At 72.2% G+C, this 18,964-nt stretch carries 19 protein-coding genes and 1 pseudogene; 14 read left to right on the top strand and 6 right to left on the bottom strand.

Going from position 1 to position 18,964, the window contains the following annotated elements; genetic code table 11:
- The 7 genes from K4G64_RS30865 to K4G64_RS30835 all read left to right on the top strand — a co-directional run.
- The coding region (locus K4G64_RS30865) for an acetyl-CoA carboxylase biotin carboxyl carrier protein subunit (RefSeq protein WP_221759230.1) at positions 1-242 on the top strand (242 nt) is incomplete at its 5' end.
- A gap of 54 nt (positions 243-296) precedes the next feature.
- Positions 297-1,436, top strand: coding sequence for an acyl-CoA dehydrogenase family protein (locus K4G64_RS30860; RefSeq protein WP_221759229.1), 1,140 nt, complete (start codon positions 297-299; stop codon positions 1,434-1,436).
- 30 nt (positions 1,437-1,466) lie between these two features.
- Positions 1,467-3,071, top strand: a complete 1,605-nt coding sequence (locus tag K4G64_RS30855) for a 4-coumarate--CoA ligase family protein (protein WP_221759228.1) — start codon at positions 1,467-1,469, stop codon at positions 3,069-3,071.
- Positions 3,068-3,802 carry an enoyl-CoA hydratase family protein gene (locus tag K4G64_RS30850; protein WP_221759227.1) on the top strand — a complete coding sequence of 245 codons (735 nt, stop codon included), beginning with the start codon at positions 3,068-3,070 and terminating at the stop codon, positions 3,800-3,802. Before K4G64_RS30855 ends, K4G64_RS30850 begins: the two co-directional genes overlap by 4 nt.
- A complete protein-coding gene (locus K4G64_RS30845; RefSeq protein ID WP_185007342.1) occupies positions 3,790-4,401 on the top strand; it encodes a TetR/AcrR family transcriptional regulator in 612 nt (203 codons plus the stop codon). Before K4G64_RS30850 ends, K4G64_RS30845 begins: the two co-directional genes overlap by 13 nt.
- A gap of 54 nt (positions 4,402-4,455) precedes the next feature.
- On the top strand, positions 4,456-4,704 hold the full coding sequence (locus tag K4G64_RS30840; protein WP_030849479.1) for a type II toxin-antitoxin system CcdA family antitoxin: 249 nt from the start codon (positions 4,456-4,458) through the stop codon (positions 4,702-4,704).
- The gene (locus K4G64_RS30835; protein ID WP_221759226.1) at positions 4,701-5,102 is read left to right on the top strand and encodes a DNA-binding protein; all 402 of its coding nucleotides are present in this window, start codon (positions 4,701-4,703) and stop codon (positions 5,100-5,102) included. Before K4G64_RS30840 ends, K4G64_RS30835 begins: the two co-directional genes overlap by 4 nt.
- Positions 5,103-5,105: 3 nt before the next feature.
- On the opposite strand, the gene pdxH is transcribed toward K4G64_RS30835, so the two are convergent.
- Positions 5,106-5,774 carry a pyridoxamine 5'-phosphate oxidase gene (gene pdxH, locus K4G64_RS30830; RefSeq protein ID WP_221759225.1) on the bottom strand — a complete coding sequence of 223 codons (669 nt, stop codon included), beginning with the start codon at positions 5,772-5,774 and terminating at the stop codon, positions 5,106-5,108.
- Positions 5,775-6,060: 286 nt separating this feature from the next.
- Between pdxH and K4G64_RS30825 the strand changes: the two genes are divergently transcribed.
- The gene (locus K4G64_RS30825; RefSeq protein ID WP_221759224.1) at positions 6,061-7,161 is read left to right on the top strand and encodes a citrate synthase 2; all 1,101 of its coding nucleotides are present in this window, start codon (positions 6,061-6,063) and stop codon (positions 7,159-7,161) included.
- A gap of 50 nt (positions 7,162-7,211) precedes the next feature.
- Here K4G64_RS30825 and K4G64_RS30820 read toward each other — a convergent pair whose 3' ends face one another.
- The gene (locus K4G64_RS30820; protein ID WP_221759223.1) at positions 7,212-7,688 is read right to left on the bottom strand and encodes a diadenosine tetraphosphate hydrolase; all 477 of its coding nucleotides are present in this window, start codon (positions 7,686-7,688) and stop codon (positions 7,212-7,214) included.
- A 313-nt stretch (positions 7,689-8,001) separates the two neighbouring features.
- Here K4G64_RS30820 and K4G64_RS30815 point away from each other — a divergent pair, with 313 nt between their 5' ends.
- Positions 8,002-8,415, top strand: a complete 414-nt coding sequence (locus tag K4G64_RS30815; RefSeq protein ID WP_221759222.1) for a RidA family protein — start codon at positions 8,002-8,004, stop codon at positions 8,413-8,415.
- A gap of 187 nt (positions 8,416-8,602) precedes the next feature.
- A complete protein-coding gene (locus K4G64_RS30810) occupies positions 8,603-10,000 on the top strand; it encodes a PAS domain-containing protein (protein WP_374206461.1) in 1,398 nt (465 codons plus the stop codon).
- A gap of 65 nt (positions 10,001-10,065) precedes the next feature.
- On the opposite strand, the gene K4G64_RS30805 is transcribed toward K4G64_RS30810, so the two are convergent.
- A complete protein-coding gene (locus tag K4G64_RS30805) occupies positions 10,066-10,821 on the bottom strand; it encodes an SIS domain-containing protein (protein WP_221759221.1) in 756 nt (251 codons plus the stop codon).
- A gap of 296 nt (positions 10,822-11,117) precedes the next feature.
- Here K4G64_RS30805 and K4G64_RS30800 point away from each other — a divergent pair, with 296 nt between their 5' ends.
- Together K4G64_RS30800 and K4G64_RS30795 are read left to right on the top strand one after the other, a co-directional pair.
- Positions 11,118-11,810, top strand: a complete 693-nt coding sequence (locus K4G64_RS30800) for a metal-dependent transcriptional regulator (RefSeq protein ID WP_221759220.1) — start codon at positions 11,118-11,120, stop codon at positions 11,808-11,810.
- 600 nt (positions 11,811-12,410) lie between these two features.
- Positions 12,411-13,310, top strand: coding sequence for an alpha/beta fold hydrolase (locus K4G64_RS30795; protein ID WP_221759219.1), 900 nt, complete (start codon positions 12,411-12,413; stop codon positions 13,308-13,310).
- Positions 13,311-13,605: 295 nt separating this feature from the next.
- Here K4G64_RS30795 and K4G64_RS30790 read toward each other — a convergent pair whose 3' ends face one another.
- The 3 genes from K4G64_RS30790 to K4G64_RS30780 form a co-directional block, all read right to left on the bottom strand.
- Positions 13,606-15,198, bottom strand: coding sequence for a transporter (locus K4G64_RS30790; RefSeq protein ID WP_221759218.1), 1,593 nt, complete (start codon positions 15,196-15,198; stop codon positions 13,606-13,608).
- Positions 15,195-15,968: an ABC transporter ATP-binding protein gene (locus K4G64_RS30785; RefSeq protein WP_221759217.1), complete on the bottom strand. Its 774-nt coding sequence runs from the start codon at positions 15,966-15,968 to the stop codon at positions 15,195-15,197. Before K4G64_RS30785 ends, K4G64_RS30790 begins: the two co-directional genes overlap by 4 nt.
- Before the next feature lie 127 nt (positions 15,969-16,095).
- On the bottom strand, positions 16,096-16,758 hold the full coding sequence (locus K4G64_RS30780; protein ID WP_221759231.1) for a bifunctional DNA primase/polymerase: 663 nt from the start codon (positions 16,756-16,758) through the stop codon (positions 16,096-16,098).
- A 306-nt stretch (positions 16,759-17,064) separates the two neighbouring features.
- Between K4G64_RS30780 and K4G64_RS30775 the strand changes: the two genes are divergently transcribed.
- Positions 17,065-18,450, top strand: a complete 1,386-nt coding sequence (locus K4G64_RS30775; RefSeq protein WP_221759216.1) for a transcriptional regulator — start codon at positions 17,065-17,067, stop codon at positions 18,448-18,450.
- Between the two features lie 201 nt (positions 18,451-18,651).
- A pseudogene (locus K4G64_RS30770) lies at positions 18,652-18,964 on the top strand (hypothetical protein); the annotation flags it as partial.

The following is an 18,964-nucleotide window of genomic DNA, read 5'->3' as shown; positions in this document are numbered from 1 at the left end:
CCGCCCAGCACGCCCCCGGCTCCCTCCTGGCTCCCATGCCGGGCACCGTCGTCCGCGTCGCCGACGGCCTCACGGCGGGAACACCGGTCAAGGCGGGCGAGCCCCTCCTCTGGCTGGAGGCGATGAAGATGCAGCACAAGATCACCGCCCCGGTGACGGGAACGCTGAGCGAGCTGCACGCCGTACCCGGCCAACAGGTAGACCCGGGCGCGCTCCTGGCGGTGGTGAAAGAGACCCCTTAGGGGCGCGGGGAACTGCGCGACAAGCCACGACGAACCCGCACCCGAAGGAGCCACATGACCATCCTCATCGAATCCGAAGAGCACAAGGCCCTCCGTGAAGCGGTCACCGCGTTCGCGAAGAACCACCCCACTCCCACCGACAACCGCTCCATCTGGCAGGAAGCCGCCAAGCTCGGCTACATCGGCGTCAACCTGCCGGAGGCATACGGCGGTGGAGGCGGCGGCATCACCGAACTCTCCCTCGTCCTCGAAGAACTCGGCGCCGCGGGCAGCCCCCTGCTGATGATGATCGTCTCCCCGGCCATCTGCGGCACCGTGATCGCCCGCTTCGGCACGGACGCCCAGAAGCGACAGTGGCTCCCCGCCCTTGCCGACGGCACCCGCCTCATGGCCTTCGGCATCACCGAACCCGACGCCGGCTCCAACAGCCACCGCATCACCACCACGGCCCGCCGCGACCAGGACAGCGGCGACTGGCTCCTCACCGGCCGCAAGGTCTTCGTCTCCGGCGTGGACATCGCCGACGCGACCCTCATCGTCGGCCGCACCGAGGACGCCCGCACCGGCCGCCTCAAGCCCTGCCTGTTCATCGTCCCGCGCGACACCCCCGGCTTCACCCGCCGCCCCATCGACATGGAACTGAACGCCGCGGAGAAGCAGTTCGAACTCGTCCTGGACGACGTACGGCTGCCCGCCGACGCACTGGTCGGCGACGAGGACGCGGGGCTCCTCCAGCTCTTCGCCGGCCTCAACCCCGAACGCATCATGACCGCCGCCTTCGCGATCGGCATGGGCCGCCACGCGCTGGCCAAGGCCGTCGAGTACGCCCGCGACCGCACCGTCTGGAACACCCCCATCGGCGCCCACCAGGCCATCGCCCACCCCCTGGCGCAGGCGCACATCGACCTCGAACTCGCCCGCCTGATGATGCAGAAGGCCGCCGCCCTCTACGACGCGGGCGACGACATGGGCGCCGGAGAGGCCGCCAACATGGCGAAGTACGCGGCCGGGGAGGCCTGTGTGAAGGCGGTCGACCAGGCCGTGCACACCCTCGGCGGCAACGGCCTCACCCGCGAGTACGGCCTGGCCCGGCTGATAACGGCCGCGCGCGTGGCTCGTATTGCCCCGGTGAGCCGGGAGATGATTCTCAACTACGTCTCCCACCAGACCCTGGGCCTGCCCAAGTCGTACTGAGACGGCCCGCGCCGCGAGGAGGAACCAGCCATGTTCCGCAGCGAGTACGCAGACGTCCCGCCCGTCGACCTGCCCATCCACGACGCGGTCCTGGCCCGGGCCGCCGAGTTCGGCGACACACCCGCCCTGATCGACGGCACCGACGGCACCACCCTCTCGTACGAGCAGGTGGACCGGTTCCACCGGCGCGTCGCCGCCGCCCTCGCCGAGGCCGGTGTCCGCAAGGGCGACGTCCTCGCCCTGCACAGCCCCAACACCATCGCCTTCCCGACCGCCTTCTACGCGGCCACGCGGGCGGGTGCCACCGTCACCACCGTGCACCCGCTCGCCACCGCCGACGAGTTCGCCAAGCAACTGCGGGACTCGGGAGCCCGCTGGATCGTCACCGTGTCACCGCTGCTGGACGTCGCGCGCCGGGCCGCCGAACTCGCGGGCGGCATACGCGAGATATTCGTGTGCGACAGCGCGAGCGGCCACCGCTCCCTGATCGACATGCTCGCCTCCGCCGCCCCCGAGCCGCGGATCGCCATCGACCCCGCCGAGGACGTCGCGGTGCTGCCGTACTCCTCCGGGACCACCGGCATCCCCAAGGGCGTGATGCTCACGCACCGGCAGATCGCCACCAACCTCGCCCAGCTCCAGCCGGCGGTCCCGGCCGGCCCGGGAGAGCGCGTCCTGGCGGTTCTGCCCTTCTTCCACATCTACGGCCTCACCGCCCTGATGAACGCGCCCCTGCGGCAGGGCGCCACCGTCGTCGTCCTGCCCCGCTTCGACCTGGAGCAGTTCCTCGCGGCCATCCAGAACCACCGCATCACGGCCCTGTACGTGGCCCCGCCGATCGTGCTGGCCCTCGCCAAGCACCCGGCCGTCGCCCAGTACGACCTGTCGTCCCTGCGGTACATCATCAGCGCCGCCGCACCCCTGGACGCCCGCCTCGCCGCCGCCTGCTCCCGGCGCCTGGGCCTGCCGCCCGTCGGCCAGGCCTACGGCATGACCGAGCTCTCGCCCGGCACGCACGTCGTCCCCCTGGACGCCATGAACGACGCCCCGCCCGGCACCGTCGGCAAGCTCATCGCGGGCACCGAGATGCGCATCGTCTCCCTCGACGATCCCGGCAAGGACCTCCCGGCCGGCGCATCCGGCGAGATCCTCATCCGCGGCCCCCAGATCATGAAGGGCTACCTCGGCCGCCCCGACGCCACCACCGCGATGATCGACGCCGACGGCTGGCTGCACACCGGCGACGTGGGCTACGTGGACGATGGGGGCACCTCCCGCTCGAGCGAAGCCGAGAGTGGGGGAGGCTGGCTGTTCGTCGTCGACCGCGTCAAGGAACTCATCAAGTACAAGGGCTTCCAGGTGGCCCCCGCCGAACTGGAGGCCCTGCTCCTCACCCACCCGGGCATCGCCGACGCCGCCGTCATCGGCCGGTACGACGACGACGGCAACGAGATCCCGCACGCCTACGTCGTCCGCCAGCCGTCCGCCGCGGACCTCACCGAGGCGGAGATCATGATGTACGTCGCCGAGCGCGTGGCCCCCTACAAGCGGATCCGCCGCGTCACCTTCATCGTCGGCGTCCCCCGCGCGGCCTCCGGCAAGATCCTCCGCCGACAGCTCAGGGAGAGCGCATGACGCTGATCGCCCGTACCCGCACGCGTGCCGTTCAGACCCTGTCCCTCGACTCACCGCACAACCGCAACGCCCTGTCGGCGGCCCTCGTCGGCGAACTGGCCGGCGCGCTCACCGACGCCGGCAAGGACACCGGCGTCCGCGCGGTCGTCCTGACCCACACCGGCAACACGTTCAGCGCCGGTGCCGACCTCAAGGACCCGCCTCCGCCCGAGGCGCTGGTCGCCCTGCTGCGGCAGATCGTCGAGCTGCCCAAGCCGGTCGTCGCCCGGGTCACCGGTCACGTCCGCGCGGGTGGCCTCGGCCTCCTGGCCGCCTGCGACATCGCGGCCGCCGCCACGGACGCCACCTTCGCCTTCACCGAGGTCCGCATCGGGGTCGCCCCCGCGGTCATCTCCCTCCCGCTCCTGCCCCGCACGAACCCGCGCGCCCTGGCCCGCCACTACCTCACCGGCGAGCGCTTCGACGCGGCGGAGGCGCAGGCGACAGGCCTGCTCACCACCCATGCCGACGACGTCGACACGGCTCTGGAGCCCATCCTGGACGGCCTGCGCAGATCCGCCCCCGAGGCCCTGGCCGAGACGAAACGGCTGCTCACGGCTAGGGTGCTGGAAGCCTTCGACCGGGACGCCGCCGACCTGACCGCGCTCTCGGCCCGGCTGTTCTCCTCCCCGCAGGCCCGCGAGGGGATGACGGCCTTCCTCGAACGACGGGATCCGGCATGGGTGGTGTGAGCACGGTCGACCGTGCGGAGAGAGTCCCCAAGCAGGACCGCAGCCGGGCCACCCGGCAGCGGCTCCTCGAAGCGGCCGTGTCCTGCCTCGCCGAACACGGCTGGGCGGGGTCCACCGTCTCGGTGGTCGCCGAACGCGCCGGCGTCTCCCGCGGCGCCGCCCAGCACCACTTCCCGACTCGCGAGGACCTCTTCACGGCGGCTGTCGAGTACGTCGCCGAGGAGCGCTCCACGGCCCTGCGCGACCTGTTTCCCGACGGCGCGGCCGGAGACCGCCACGCCGTCGTCGCCGCCCTGGTCGACCTCTATACCGGGCCGCTGTTCCGCGCCGCCCTCCACCTCTGGGTCGCCGCCTCCAACGAGGAGCAGCTCCGGCCCCGCGTCACCGAACTCGAATCCCGCGTCGGCCGCGAGACCCACCGCATAGCCGTCGACCTCCTCTCCGCCGACGAATCCGTCCCCGGCGTCCGCGAAACCGTCCAGGGCCTCCTCGACATGGCCCGCGGCCTGGGCCTGGCCAACCTCCTCACGGACGACGCGGCCCGCCGGGAACGGGTGGTCGCGCAGTGGGCGGGGCTGCTGGAGGAGTCGCTGGGCTGAGGAAGCAGGTGTCAGCGCGGACGCGGGATGCGCATACCGCAGTATGCTCGGAGCATGGCGGACACGACACGCATCACGGTGACACTGCCGACCGACCAGGTCGCCGAACTCAGGAAGCTCACCGACAACGTCTCCGGCTATGTCGCCGAGGCGGTGGCACGCCAGCTGCGGCATCAGCTGCTCGGCGCCGACCTGATGCGTCACCAGGAGGAGTACGGGGCCTTCACCGAGGAGGAACTGGCCGAGGCCCGCTCCAGGATCTTCGGCACGACGGATGCCGGCGGATCGGCGAGTGCTGCTTGATGGAGCACGTCGAGACGGTCGTCCTGGATTCTCAGGGGCTCTCCGCCTGGATCGCCCAGGACCGCAAGACCCTGGCCGTGTTCCAGGTGCTGCACGCCATGGGCGCCGATTTCGTCATCGGCGCCAACACCATCGTGGAAGTCAGCCATGCGCGGGTGAACATGCCTCGACTGCAGTGGGCGCTCTCGCGGGTCAAGGTCGAGCCGGTGACCGAGGCCGCCGCGAAAGCATCCGCGGAACTGCTGAAGGCCGCCGGGCTGCACGGCCACAAGTACGCGATCGACGCGACCGTCGCCGAGGTGGCACTGCGGCAGCCGGGCCCGGTGGCCGTGCTGACGTCCGATGTCGACGGCATGGCGCGGCTGTGCGGCGACCGCGTCCGGCTCATCGGCATGTGAGCCTCACGGACTGAGCCGCTCCACCCGCCAGCTGCCGTCCGGCCGCTCCACGTACCGCAACCGGTCGTGCAGCCGGTTCTCGCGGCCCTGCCAGAACTCCACCGTCTGCGGGGCCACCCGGAACCCGCCCCAGTGCGGCGGCACCGGCACCTGCTCGCCCTCCGGGTAGCGGGCCGCCAGCTCGGCGTACGCGGCGTCGATGTCGGCGCGGGTGGAGATCACCGAGGACTGGGCGCTGGCCCACGCCCCCAGCTGTGAGCCGTGCGGCCGGGTGCGGAAGTACGCGGCCGTCTCGTCCCGGCCCGTGCGCCGGGCAACGCCCGACACGATTACCTGCCGGGCCATCGGGTGCCAGGGGAACAGCAGCGAGACGTATGGGTTCTCCGCCAGGTCACGGGCCTTGCGGGAGTCGTAGTTCGTGTAGAAGACGAAGCCCTGCTCGTCGAAGTGCTTCAGCAGCACCGTGCGGGCGCTCGTCCGTCCCTCGGCGTCGGCCGTCGAGACGATCATGGCGTTCGGTTCGAACAGCCCGCCGTCCGTCGCGGCCTGTTTGAACCAGCGCGCGAACTGCTCGACGGGCGAGGCGGCCAGCTCGGTCTCGGAGAGCCCCTCGACCCGGTACTGCTTGCGCATCGAGGCCAGATCGATGGGGACGTCGTCGCGGTCGGTCACCCGGTCATCTTGCCGTACGGACGGTGTCCTTCGTCACTGCGTGGCACTGAGTGCCGTGAACCCTCCCCAAATATGGCACTCGGGGATATCGTTTCGGTGCGGTATCGGTTGGGTGACCGCCGGCCGTTCGGGGCATCACAGGGGGAGACCGGCCAGGACCGCGAGTCGCGCAGACGACCGTGGATCCTCCGGACGGCCGCCCGCTTCGCACGCTGACTGACACATGGTTCGTTCGCCCCACCCCACATCAACACCATCTGTCACTTACATCACGAGGAGCCGCCTGATGTCCGACTTCGTACCCGGGCTCGAGGGAGTCGTCGCGTTCGAGACGGAGATCGCCGAACCGGACAAGGAGGGCGGCGCACTCCGGTACCGGGGCGTCGACATCGAGGACCTGGTCGGCCACGTCTCGTTCGGCAACGTCTGGGGCCTGCTCGTCGACGGCGCGTTCAACCCCGGTCTGCCGCCCGCCGAGCCGTTCCCCATCCCCGTGCACTCCGGCGACATCCGTGTGGACGTCCAGTCCGCCCTGGCCATGCTCGCGCCGGTCTGGGGCCTCAAACCCCTCCTCGACATTGACGCGGAGCAGGCCCGCGCGGACCTGGCCCGGGCGGCCGTCATGGCACTCTCCTACGTGGCCCAGTCCGCCCGCGGCCAGGGCCTGCCCATGGTTCCGCAGCGGGAGATCGACAAGGCGCAGTCCGTCGTCGAGCGCTTCATGATCCGCTGGCGCGGCGAGCCGGACCCCAAGCACGTGGCGGCGGTGGACGCGTACTGGACGAGCGCCGCCGAGCACGGCATGAACGCGTCCACGTTCACGGCGCGGGTCATCGCCTCGACCGGCGCGGACGTGGCGGCGGCGCTCTCCGGCGCGGTCGGCGCGATGTCGGGCCCGCTGCACGGCGGCGCCCCCTCGCGGGTCCTCGGCATGATCGAGGAGATCGAGCGCACGGGCGACGCGGAGGCCTACGTCAAGAACGCGCTCGACAAGGGCGAGCGCCTGATGGGCTTCGGGCACCGCGTCTACCGCGCCGAGGACCCGAGGGCGAGGGTCCTGCGCCGCACGGCCCGCGAGCTGGGCGCCCCCCGCTTCGAGGTCGCCGAGGCCCTGGAGAAGGCCGCCCTCGCGGAGCTCCACGCCCGCCGGCCCGACCGCGTCCTCGCCACGAACGTCGAGTTCTGGGCGGCCATCGTCCTGGACTTCGCCGAGGTCCCGGCCCACATGTTCACGTCCATGTTCACCTGCGCCCGCACGGCCGGCTGGTCCGCCCACATCCTGGAGCAGAAGCGCACGGGCCGCCTGGTCCGTCCCTCGGCCCGCTACATCGGCCCGGGCACCCGCAACCCCCGGGAGATCGAGGGCTACGAGGACATCGCCCACTGACCGACCCACCCCACGGCCTCACCCGACTCGGGGTGGGGCCGTTCGCATGCTCACCCCACGAGCCGGTCCAGCTCCTCGCCGATGGCCTGCCGCAGCCGGTCGTGCCGGGGCCCGAGCGCGTACCGCTCCTCGTTCCACCGCCGTCGCGGATAGAGCCACACGGGCAGCCGCGCGCGCTCCTCGGGCTCCCAGTCGTAGCGCGGCCACACATGGGCGTGCAGGAACCCGTCGGCGTTCCCGAGGATCTCCAGGTTGACCCTCCGGAATCCCGGATCCATCCGCCCGCAGGCCCGCTCGACGGCTTCTCCCAGCCGGTCCATGTCGGCCAGGAACGCCAGCCGCCCGCTCCGCGGTAGCTCGGACAGCCGCCGCACCGCGGGATCATCGGTCAGCAGCACCGAGTAGCCGGGCAGGAACTGCACGTCCCCGATCGCCGCGAAGCCCGACCGCAGCCGTCGCATCACGGTCGGGTTCTCACCCCGCAGGGCGCTCCCGATCCGGTCGTCACGCCACGCACCCACCGTCATCGCCCCCCGGGAAGCCGCAGAAAACGAAGCCGCAGAAAACGCAGACGACCCGCGAGTCTGGGTCCTCCTGAGGAGGAGCCGGCCGGACGTACCGGCGACTCGCGGGTCGGGTGACTGCCTGAGATTGGGCCGGCTGCGCGTACGCTCACGCGCTGGCTCGGCACCGCACTGAGTGTGGTGACGGGCCGCTAGCCCGCAGCCACCTCTTCCGTCCGGTATCCATACATCTGCCGAACCACCTCCCTTCTGAAGTGCTTGCAACCCTAGAAACCGTTCGGCCTCGGATCAACCGTTTTTTTGAGACCTTGGCTCCATGACGCAGCGGCAGGCGATTCTCAGCGGTTCGGTGTTCGAGGAGCGGATCGGGTACGCCCGGGCCGTCGTGGACGGAGACTGGGTGCATGTCTCGGGGACGACCGGGTTCGATTACGCGGACATGACGATCTCCGACGACGTGGTGGAGCAGGCCGAGCAGTGTCTGCGGAACATCGAGGCCGCGCTGAAGGACGCCGGGTGTTCGTTCGCGGACGTCGTGCGGGTGCGGTACCTGCTGCCGGAGCGGGAGGACTTCGAGCCGTGCTGGCCGGTGCTGCGCGCATGCTTCGGCGAGGTGCGGCCGGCCGCGACGATGATGGTGTGCGGGCTCGCGGACCCCCGTATGAAGATCGAGATCGAGGTGTACGCGCGGCGGGGGAGCGGCGCCGGGGCCCCGCCGTTGATCGACTGACGTCGACGATCGGCCGACGATCTGTCCGGCCGGGCGGCCTCCGTGGCGTTGACGTGGGGATTGCCGCCGTACAACGATTCCTCAATGTTGTGGGAACTCGGTGTGCGCTGGGTCACGTTCCAGTTGAATGATGGCAAGGAGCGAACCGACGTGCCGGACGTGCGGACGCAGCCTGCAGGGGGTCCAGGTGAGTGCTTCCCGGCGTAGTGGGACCACCGACGAGCTGGGGCCGGACGAGCCCGAGCGGGAGAACTCGGATGGTTCGGATCTGCTTGCCGCTTTGCTGGACGGGATGGACGCGGCACTGTGCGCGTTCGACGCCGACGGGGTCGTGACGCACTGGAACCGCGAGGCCGAGCGGATCCTCGGATGGAGCGCGGACGAGGCCGTGGGGCGCCGCGGTCTGGCCGGGTGGGCCGTGCGCACCGCCGACGCCGAGGAGGTCGAGGGACGGCTGCTGTCCGTCATGCACGCGCCCGGGCGGCAGGTGCACGAGTTCGCCCTGCTGACCAAGGACGGCGGGCGGGTGCTCGTCCGCACGCAGTCGGCCGCGGTGCGCGGGCCCGACGGAAAGCCGGCGGGGGTGTACTGCGCGTTCAGCGAGGTGCACGCGCAGATCGACCTGGAGCGTTCGATCGCGCTGAGCGAGGCGCTGTTCGAGGACGCCAGCTGGGGTGTCGTGCTGGTCGACGTGGATCTGCGGCCGGCCGTGGTGAACGCGCACGCGGCCCGGGCGCTGGGCACCGGCCGTACGTCGGTGCTGGGGCGGCCCCTCGGCGAGCTCCTGTCGCAGGGCGTGGAGGAGCTGGAGAGCGCGCTGGCGCATGTGCTGGCGGAGGGTGCGCCGCCCGCGCCCGCCGAGGTGTGGGTGACCGTGCGGGCGACGGAGGGCGAGAAGCGGCGGTGCTGGCGCAGCGGCTTCCTGCGGCTGGCCTCACCGCTCGCGGAAGAACCGGTTCCGCTGGGTGTGGGCTGGCTGTTCCAGGACGTGACGGAGGTCAAGCAGGCCGAGCAGGAGGCGTCCCTGCTGCGGTTCCGAATGCAGCAGCTGCACCGTGCGTCGCGGGCCGCGGCCGAGTGCGAGGACCCGGCGGAGGCGGCCACGGTCCACCTGGACTTCGCCCTGGCCGGTTTCGCCGACCACGCGGTGATCGACCGGGTCGCCGGCGGCGCGCTCACCGACACACAGGCCGAGGGGCCCGTCCGGCTGGTCCGGGTGGCCGCCACGCCGTCCGGCGCACCGGGCCCGAGCAAGCTGGCCGACCTGGCGGGCCTGCCCGTCCGCTACGCCGAGGGGCACCCGGCCCTGCAGTGCGTGGAGCGCCTGGGAGCCCTGCGCGCGAGCGCGGGCGGAGCCCCTCCCGAGGCGGCCCGCGAGTGGGCCCTGGCCCGCCAGTGGCCCCCGGACGCGGTGCACGCCCTGTGCGCGGTGCTGCGCAGCCGGGGCCGGACCCTGGGGGTCGTGACGTTCCTGCGGGGCGCGGGCCGCAGCGCCTTCGAGCGGTCCGACGCGATGTACGCGGAGGACGTGGCGGTACGCATCGCGGCATCCCTGGATCTCGCGGGGCTGTCGGGCGAGGCGTGAGGGGCCGGGCCCGCCCCGCCGAGCTTGTGGGAGCCCGGGCCGTCGCGGCACCCGCCCCGGGCCGCTCAGTGCCGGTAGAAGATCCGGTCGCGGTACTGCTCCATCACCCGGGTGTTCCAGTCGTGGCCGCCGTCGACGTTCCCGGAGCGCAGCAGGGGCGGTTCGATGCCGCGGTCGGCGAGGGTGGTGGCCGTCGTCGCCATGACGGCCTGGAGGACGGCCGAGGTGACGACCGTGGAGGCGGGGGCGAACGGGGCCGGGATGTCGTCGTGGGTGAGCTCCGCGTCACCGACCGCGATCTTCGAGTCGAGGACGAGGTCGCAGTGGTCCTTCAGATACGTGCCGGAGGCGTGCCGGGACTTCGTCTGCGAGGCGTAGGCCACCGAGGTCACGCCGATGACTTTCACGCCCAGGGCGCGGGCGTTCATGGCCATCTCCACGGGCAGGGCGTTGCGCCCCGACAGCGAGATGATCAGCAGGGCGTCGCCCTCGCGGAGCGGGGAGCTGTCGAGGACGGCGCTCGCGAGGCCGTCGACGCGCTCCAGGGCGGAGCCGAGCGGCGCGGGCATGACGTCGACGCCGACGACACCGGGCACCACGAGGAGGTTCATCAGCGCGAGACCGCCGGCGCGGTAGACGAGGTCCTGCGCGGCGAGGGAGGAGTGCCCGGCGCCGAAGGCGAAGAGCCGGCCGCCGTCCGCGACGGTGTCGGCCAGCAGCGTCCCGGCCGCGGCGATGCTGTCGGCCTCCTCGTCGCGGAGCCGCTCCAGCAGCCCGATCGCGGCGTCGAGGAACTGGCCGGCCGGCGCGCGGTCGCTCATACGGGGTCCCTTCGGGCTGGCCTGGGCGGCTTGTGTCGCGCATCACGGTGCGGTCTGGACCAGTGCGGTGTCAATACGGCCGTCGGGTGCCACGCGCCGGGCCCGGGGAAGTCGCCGAAGCCGGGCCCGGGGACGTCGCCGAAAGGGAAGTCCGTACCCTTGCGCCCGGCAGGGTAATCCCCGGCTTTCCCTCCCGAGGCCCGGTTGTCGGTGGTATCCGGCAGAATTGGGTGCAGGGCCAGCGCACACGCCGGTGAGCCGTCCAGCCTCCGGCAGATCTCATTCGAGGGGCACGTATGTCCGGACTGATCGACACCACGGAGATGTATCTCCGCACCATCCTCGAGCTGGAGGAAGAGGGTGTGGTCCCCATGCGCGCCCGTATCGCCGAGCGGCTGGACCAGAGCGGGCCGACCGTCAGCCAGACCGTGGCGCGGATGGAGCGGGACGGTCTGGTGTCCGTCGCCAGCGACCGGCACCTGGAGCTCACCGACGAGGGCCGCCGGCTGGCCACGCGCGTGATGCGCAAGCACCGCCTCGCCGAGTGTCTGCTCGTCGACGTGATCGGTCTGGAGTGGGAGCAGGTCCACGCGGAGGCGTGCCGCTGGGAGCACGTGATGAGCGAGGCCGTGGAGCGCCGCGTCCTGGAGCTGCTGCGGCACCCGACGGAGTCGCCGTACGGCAACCCGATCCCGGGTCTCGAGGAGCTCGGCGAGAAGGACGGCGCCGACCCGTTCCTGGACGAGGGCATGGTGTCGCTGGCCACGCTCGACCCGGGCGCCGAGGGCAAGACGGTCGTGGTGCGCCGGATCGGCGAACCGATCCAGACGGACGCGCAGCTGATGTACACGCTGCGGCGGGCGGGCGTGCAGCCCGGCTCGGTGGTGAGCGTGACCGAGTCGGCGGGCGGGGTGCTGGTGGGCAGCGGCGGCGAGGCGGCCGAGCTGGAGTCGGACGTCGCCTCCCACGTGTTCGTCGCCAAGCCCTGAGCCGACCGCCTGTCACGCCGGGGTCTACGTCAACTCCGGCTGTGGGTGCGGTTGTTGTGGCGTCGGCGGTCTCTTGGCGTGATCCGGACCGAATCCGGCCTCCAGTCCGCCGAATGGCAGCGCCCGTACGCTTCCCGTGCGACGCTGTCGCGTGAGGCATATGACCTGAGGGGCTCTGGGCCGTGGCTCGACAGCGATGTCGCCCGGCCGGGGAGGGGGCGGGAGGATGTGCCGCGGAGAAGTGGAGAGCCCCGGCGCCGTGTGGCGCCGGGGCCTGTCCTCCCCTGTGCTGACCCGGAGCCCCGAGCTCTCAGGGTCATTCCCCGCGGACCGGTTTCCCCGAGCGGTCCGCCCCCCGCTGAAGATCTCCCCTCGGCAGCGGCGATCAATCCCCGGGAGTGGTCACTCGAACGAGGGGTGTTGCCCGCGGAAACCCGATTCTCGAAAGCACATTCGATAGTCTGCGGGCGGCGCACGGCACACTTGCACCGACGGATACGGCAACCAGCACGGCAGAAGGCACAGCAGGCAGAACACGGTTCACAGGACCGGGCGGCTCGAGGGAGCCGTGGTCCGCGCGAAGCTTGGGGGGTGCCAGACATGGCGCGACGCATCGACGTGACCGGGACGGGCGGCGTACGCCTGGCGGCCTGGGAGTTCGGCGACCCGCCCAAGACCGATCCGGCGCAGGACGGCCAGGGGGCGCACGCCGGGCACACCGCACCGGAGGGCTCTCCAGGTGTGCTGTTACTGCACGGTCTCATGGGCCGGGCCTCGCACTGGGCGTCCACCGCCCGCTGGCTCTCCGGGCGTTACCGGGCGGTCGCCCTCGACCAGCGCGGCCACGGCCGCAGCGACAAACCCCCGCAGGGCTCCTTCACGCGTGAGGCCTACGTCGACGACGCCGAGGCCGCCCTGGAGCAACTGGGCCTCGCCCCGGTCGTCCTCATCGGCCACGCCATGGGCGCGCTGACCGCCTGGCAGCTCGCCGCCAGGCGTCCCGACCTGGTGCGCGGGCTGATCATCTGCGACATGCGGGCGTCCGCCCTCGGCGCCGCCTCCCAGCGCGAGTGGAGCCAGTGGTTCGAGTCCTGGCCGCTGCCCTTCGCCACCCTCGCCGACGTCCGCAAGTGGTTCGGCGAGGACGACCCCTGGGTGGAGCGGCCCAATCCGGCCCGTGGCGAGTTCTACGCCGAGGTGATGGCCGAGTCCCCGGACGGCTGGCGCCCCGTCTTCGAACCGGAGCAGATGCTCCGCTCCCGCGAGACCTGGGTCTACGACGCGCACTGGGAGGAGCTGACCCAGGTCCGCTGCCCCGCCCTGGTCCTGCGCGGCCTGGACGGCGAGCTGGGCCGCGCCGAGGCCCAGGAGATGGTCCGGGTCCTGCCCCGCGGCCAGTACGCGGAGGTCGCCGACGCCGGCCACCTGGTGCACTACGACCAGCCGGAGGCCTGGCGCGCCGCCATCGAACCGTTCCTGGACTCGCTGAGCGACAGCTGACACCGGCTCCCGGGGCCGGGCGGGTCCTCGCCGACCGGTCTTCGCGGGTCGGTTTCGGTCTTCGCCGTCTGGCTTCCGTGGGTCGGTGTGGGTCTTCGCCGACTGGCTCCCGGGGCCGGTGCGGGTCCTCGCCGACCTAGCTTCGGTGGGGCGGGCTCAGCCTTCGTCGCCGTCTGGCTTCCGTGGGTCGGTGCGGGTCTTCGCCGTCTGGCTTCCGTGGGTCGGTGTCAGCCCTCGCCGACCGGTTTCCGTGGGCCGGTGCCGGCCCTCGCCGATCGGCCCCCGCAAGCCGGTGTCACCCCTTGCTGACCGCTGCCAGGATCTCCGGCAGTCGCCGGGCCGTCCGCGGAGCGGCCAGTTTCAGTCCCGCCGCAGCGAGCAGCGCCCCGTAGGCCGTGCCCGCCGGCAGCAGCAGCCACGTCCAGTCGTCGCCGTCGGCGCTCACGTTCAGCCAGATCGTGAGCGCGATGACGGGCGCACAGAGCAGGGCGGCCGCCATCATCCCGCCGAAGATGGAGATCCAGGCGAGCCCGGTCTGCCCGGGGGCGACGTTCTTGTAGCCCTCCTGCGGGATGGAGTAGGGGAAGCGCGCGGACGTCCACGCCCCGGTCGCGAGCATCGCGCCCAGCAGCGCGAAGGACAGCCCCAGCGCCTCGGGCAGCCGCTGCCAGTCGCCCAGCATGGCCGTCGTCAGAACCGTCACGAGCGTGGCGTACGGCAGGGTGATCAGCAGCAGGGCGTACGCCCGGGCGCGCAGTTCGACGTAGGCGTCACGCGCCGAGGAGATGGTCATCGCGACCATCCAGAACGCCGACGTGTCCTGCCCGAACTGGTTGTACATCTGGATGCCGAGCATCCCGGCGGCGAAGCACGCGAAGTACACCGACCCGGTGCCCTGCCAGGCGTTGAACACCGGCACGATCAGCCCGATGGCCAGCGACGTCACCCAGGCGGCCTTGGTCTTCGGGTCGCGCCAGATGTACCGCAGGCTACGGTCCATGACCGTGCCCGTACGGCCGGAGGGCAGCAGCCGCGCGAGTCCGGTCGACGAGCGCTCCTTCGCGGCCGACTCGGCGCTCGGCAGGGTGGAGCCGTCGGGCGAGGTCATCAGCCGGGTCAGATGCCGCGACCAGAGCGCGAGCAACGCCACCAGCGCACCCGCGCTCAACGCCAGTTGCGCGACGGCCAGGCCGTAGGAGCCCTCGCTCACCGCGTGCACGGCCCCGATCGCCGACGCGGGCGGCACCCACTGGAGCACCTCGGCCGCCGGGTCGAGCTCGCCCAGCCCGGACGCCCCGAGCCGCTGCGCGCCGAAGTTGACGATCTGCGCCCCGATCGCGATGACGAGCCCGCTGAGCACCGCGAGGTCCCGCCCCTTGCGGCTGGTCAGCAGCCGTACGTTGGCGGCGGCGACGGCCCGCGCGAGGGCCACGCACACCAGCAGCGCGAGGACGACGGCGACGACCGCGACGGCGAACGCCGCCCCGCCCCGCGCCACCGCGACCACGGACCCGACCAGCAGGCACAGCGTGAACAACGGCCCGATGCCCACCAGCGAGGCCGTGAGCAGAGCCCGCACCAGCGGCCGGGGCCGCAGCGGCAGCATCACCAGCCGGGTCGGGTCGAGGGTCTCGTCACCGCTGGGGAAGAACAGCGGCATCACCGCCCACCCGAGCCCCAGTACCGCCACGGCGAGGACGACCACCGACTCGGCGTGCGCGTGCCCGCGCAGCGCGATCAGGCCGATCAGCTGGAGCGCTGCGAACAGCAAGGCGAAGACGGCCGAGGTGATGTAGGCGGCCTTCCGCCCGCCGGACTGCCGCAGCCCGTTGCGCAGCAGCGACAGCTTCAGCCGTACGAAGACCGGGGTGATCGCGGGGGCGCTCACCGCGCCCCGCCGCCCAGCCAGTCCAGGTCGGACCCGGCGTCCCGGCTCTGCGCGCCGACGAGTTCGAGGAACGCCCGCTGCAGCGACGGCGCGTCCCCGCGCACCTCGGCGAGCGTGCCGGTGGCGCGGATCCGCCCGGCGGCCATCACGGCGACCCAGTCGCACAGCGACTCGACGAGCTCCATGACGTGGGAAGAGAACACGACCGTGGCGCCCGAGGCCGTGTACCGCTCCAGGACGCCTCGGATGGTCTGCGCGGAGACGGGGTCGACGCCCTCGAACGGCTCGTCCAGGAACAGCACTTCGGGGTTGTGGAGGAGAGCGGCGGCAAGTCCGATCTTCTTGCGCATGCCGGTCGAGTAGTCGACGACCAGCTTGTGCTGGGCGCCGGCCAGGTCGAGGACGTCGAGGAGCTGCGTGGCCCGCTTGTCGACCTCGGCACCGGGCAGCCCGCGCAACCGTCCCGTGTACGCCAGGAGTTCCCGCCCCGACAGCCGCTCGAACAGCCGCAGCCCCTCCGGCAGCACCCCGATCCGGGCCTTCACCTCGACGGGGTCCCGCCACACGTCGTGCCCGACCACCTCGACGGTCCCGTGGTCGGGCCGGAGCAGCCCGGTCACCATGGACAAGGTGGTGGTCTTCCCGGCCCCGTTCGGCCCGACGAGCCCGATGAACTTGCCCGCGGGCAACTCGAGATCGACCCCGGCAACGGCGACCTGCTGCCCGAACCGCTTCCAGAGCCCTTCCACCCGTACAGCGCTGGATCCCATCGCGCCTCCCTCCGTCACCGTGCACCCTACGGCGGGGGATCGCGCTCAGGGGCGCGGGGAACTGCGCGAACAACCACAGGCGACCCGCACCCGCCACGAAAGGGCAACCACGCAGACGATCAGGCGCTCACCGATCCCTGCCGCACGCATAGGCCAACGGCGAGATCAACTCCTCCGCATCCGGCAGCCACCGATTGGCAGGCGTAGGCCGGCAGGCCCACTGCACAGCCCCACGGGACCCGAACCGCGTAGGCGGCGCAGCCACGTACGCCCCCTCACCCAGCACCGTCAGATCCAGCGACGACACCGACCACCCCAGCTTCCGCACCAGGTCGGGCACCTTGACCCCGGCCCCCGGCAGTACGAAGAACTCCATCCGCCGATCCGGGGTGAGCGTCACCGGCCCGAGCGTCAGCTCCATCCGCTCCATCCGCGCCAGCGCCAGGAACCCCGCCGTCTCCGGCACGGAGATCGCGTCGAACGTCCGCCCCGTCGGCAGCAGGATCGACGCGGTCGGCTGCTTCTGCCACATGCGCCGCGCGACCGTCGCACTGCCCGTCGCCTGCGTCGCCCAGTCCGGACGCGCCGGGTGCGACCCCGGCGCCGGACACGCCGTGTCACCGCAGGAGCAGCGCTGATTCCCGTCGACGGCTTCCAGCCAGGTGCCGGGGAACACGTCCCAGTGGCGTTCCTCGGCGTAGCGAACAGCGGTCTCCAGCAGCGATTCCCCGCGCTGCTTCGGGATCTGAGCGGCTTCGGTGCCGGCGATCGTCTCTTCCACGATGAACACAACTCTGGTCGTCACCAGGGGTTACGCCCGCCCGCGTGCGCGGGGGAGAGCATCGCCCCTGTTCCCGGGGCGCATGGGTGCATGTGCGGGGGCGCGCAGGAGGAACCGTGGCCGGAGCTGGGTAGCCACGAGTGGGGCCGGCAACAGCCGTTACCCCGGCATTCCTCACATGCCTCGCATTTTCACCTGGTGGGCGGGGCATTGATCTTCACGGCCGGATCTCTTCGCCGGGACGTGAGGGGCTCGGCCGCGGAAGACACGTCAACTCGGTGCGTGGGCAGGCACCGCAGCCTCAGGGGGTACGCCATGGCCGCAAGGCCGCTCGTCGCCCGGCAGCCGAACGAACGGCTCCAGGCGCTCATCCAGGAAGCCGGATGCTCCAACGCCGGCCTGGCCCGCCGGGTCAACATGTGCGGTGCCGAGCACGGCCTCGACCTGCGCTACGACAAGACGTCGGTGGCGCGGTGGCTGCGCGGACAGCAGCCACGGGGCCGGGCCCCGGCGATCATCGCCGAGGCCCTGGGCCGCAAACTCGGCCGTACGGTCACGATCGACGAGATCGGCATGGCCAACGGCAAGAACCTCGCCTCGGGCGTGGGCCTGCAGTTCTCGCCGACGGTACTGGGGGCCATCGAGCAGGTCTGCGAGCTGTGGCGCAGCGACGTGGGGCGGCGGGACTTCCTGTCCGGCTCCTCCGTCGCCGCGTCCGCGCTGGTCGAGCCCAGCCGCGACTGGCTGATCTCCTCGCCCGACGCGCAGGTGTCGCGCTCGGCGGGGCCGCGGGTGGGGCAGTCCGACGTACAGGCGGTCCAGGCCATGACGCAGGCGCTGGTGGACCTCGACCACCAGTACGGCAGCGGGCATGTGCGGCCGGTCGTCGTGCACTACCTCAACAGCGTGGTCTCGGGGCTGCTGGCGGGGTCCTACCGGGAGGCGGTCGGGCGGGACCTGTTCGCCGCGGTGGCCCGGCTGACCGAGCTCGCCGGGTACATGGCCGTCGACACGGGCCAACCCGGCCTGGCCCAGCGCTACTACATCCAGGCGCTGCGCCTGGCGCAGGCCGCCGGGGACCGCGGCTACGGCGGGTACGTCCTCGCCGCTTCCATGAGCCATCTCGCCGCGCAGCTCGGAAACCCGCGGGAGATCGCGCAGTTGGCGCGGGCGGCGCAGGAGGGGGCGCGGGGGCGCGTGTCGCCGCGGGCGGAGTCGATGTTCCTGGCGGCGGAGGCGCGCGGGCACGCCCTCATGGGCGACGTGCGCGCCGCCCAGTCCTCGGCGGGGCGCGCGGTGAGCGCCCTGGAGGCGGCCGACCCGGCCGCCGGGGACGACCCGGTGTGGATCGCGCACTTCGACGAGGCGTATCTGGCCGACGAGTTGGCGCACTGCCACCGGGATCTCGGGCAGGCCGAGGCGGCGGCCCGGTGCGCGCAGGAGTCGCTGGCCGGGCACCCCGAGACGCGGGCGCGCCGCCGGGCCATCGGATATGTGCTCTTGGCCGCGGCGCAGGTGCAGCAGCGCGAGATCGAAGAGGCGTGCGCCACAGGCATGAAGGCCGTGGAACTGCTGGAGGGGCTGCGCTCCAATCGGGGCGCCGAGTACCTGGAGGACTTCCAGCAGCGGCTGGAGCCGTACCGGGACGAGGCGGTGGTAAGGGAGTTCGGCGCGCGGCTCGACCTGCAGGCGGCGGCGTGAACACGAGGTCTGCGGATGCGTGAACGTGCGGGAAACGGCGGCTCGGCGCGCAGGAGGTGACATGAGCAGCGCGCCGTGAGCCGGTGGTGTTACCGCGCTCACAGGGCATGAGGTCGTGCCCTGTGCTGCGTGGCACGGGGCTCTGGGGACCCGGTAGCGTGACCCGACGATTCACAAGGTCCCCCATTAGTAGGAGTCCCGGTGACGCAGAGTGGACAGGGCGAGGAGCCCTCGGCGCGCCCCGCGCGCGAAGGCATCGTGCTGCCCTCCGACGGTGGCGAACCCCTGCTGCCGGGCACGACGGGCGGACCCGCCGACGCCCCCGGCCGCCGGCCCGCCCCGCCGTCGACGGCCGGGCCGCAGGCCGCGGCCCCCGCGGAGGGCCAGACCTGGGGCCAGCCGTGGGGCCCCGACGCGCAGCAGGCCCCGCCCGCGCAGGGTCAGACGTGGCAGGCCCAGTCCGAGCAGTGGAGCACCCCGGAGCAGCCCGCGTGGGACGCGCAGCCTTCGGGAG

The organism is Streptomyces sp. WAC04114 (assembly GCF_019733245.1).
Classification (GTDB): Bacteria; Actinomycetota; Actinomycetes; order Streptomycetales; family Streptomycetaceae; genus Streptomyces; species Streptomyces massasporeus_A.
Note: the sequence above shows the minus strand (reverse complement) of the source record. Positions and strands in the feature narration are given on the sequence as shown.

Excerpts from the sequence above, each read along its gene's own strand:
- K4G64_RS30860 (WP_221759229.1), top strand. The coding sequence starts at position 297 with ATGACCATCCTCATCGAATCCGAAGAGCACAAGGCCCTCCGTGAAGCG.
- K4G64_RS30855 (WP_221759228.1), top strand. The coding sequence starts at position 1,467 with ATGTTCCGCAGCGAGTACGCAGACGTCCCGCCCGTCGACCTGCCCATC.
- K4G64_RS30850 (WP_221759227.1), top strand. The coding sequence starts at position 3,068 with ATGACGCTGATCGCCCGTACCCGCACGCGTGCCGTTCAGACCCTGTCC.
- K4G64_RS30845 (WP_185007342.1), top strand. The coding sequence starts at position 3,790 with ATGGGTGGTGTGAGCACGGTCGACCGTGCGGAGAGAGTCCCCAAGCAG.
- K4G64_RS30840 (WP_030849479.1), top strand. The coding sequence starts at position 4,456 with ATGGCGGACACGACACGCATCACGGTGACACTGCCGACCGACCAGGTC.
- K4G64_RS30825 (WP_221759224.1), top strand. The coding sequence starts at position 6,061 with ATGTCCGACTTCGTACCCGGGCTCGAGGGAGTCGTCGCGTTCGAGACG.
- K4G64_RS30820 (WP_221759223.1), bottom strand. The coding sequence starts at position 7,688 with ATGACGGTGGGTGCGTGGCGTGACGACCGGATCGGGAGCGCCCTGCGG.
- K4G64_RS30815 (WP_221759222.1), top strand. The coding sequence starts at position 8,002 with ATGACGCAGCGGCAGGCGATTCTCAGCGGTTCGGTGTTCGAGGAGCGG.
- K4G64_RS30805 (WP_221759221.1), bottom strand. The coding sequence starts at position 10,821 with ATGAGCGACCGCGCGCCGGCCGGCCAGTTCCTCGACGCCGCGATCGGG.
- K4G64_RS30800 (WP_221759220.1), top strand. The coding sequence starts at position 11,118 with ATGTCCGGACTGATCGACACCACGGAGATGTATCTCCGCACCATCCTC.
- K4G64_RS30795 (WP_221759219.1), top strand. The coding sequence starts at position 12,411 with ATGGCGCGACGCATCGACGTGACCGGGACGGGCGGCGTACGCCTGGCG.
- K4G64_RS30785 (WP_221759217.1), bottom strand. The coding sequence starts at position 15,968 with ATGGGATCCAGCGCTGTACGGGTGGAAGGGCTCTGGAAGCGGTTCGGG.
- K4G64_RS30775 (WP_221759216.1), top strand. The coding sequence starts at position 17,065 with ATGGCCGCAAGGCCGCTCGTCGCCCGGCAGCCGAACGAACGGCTCCAG.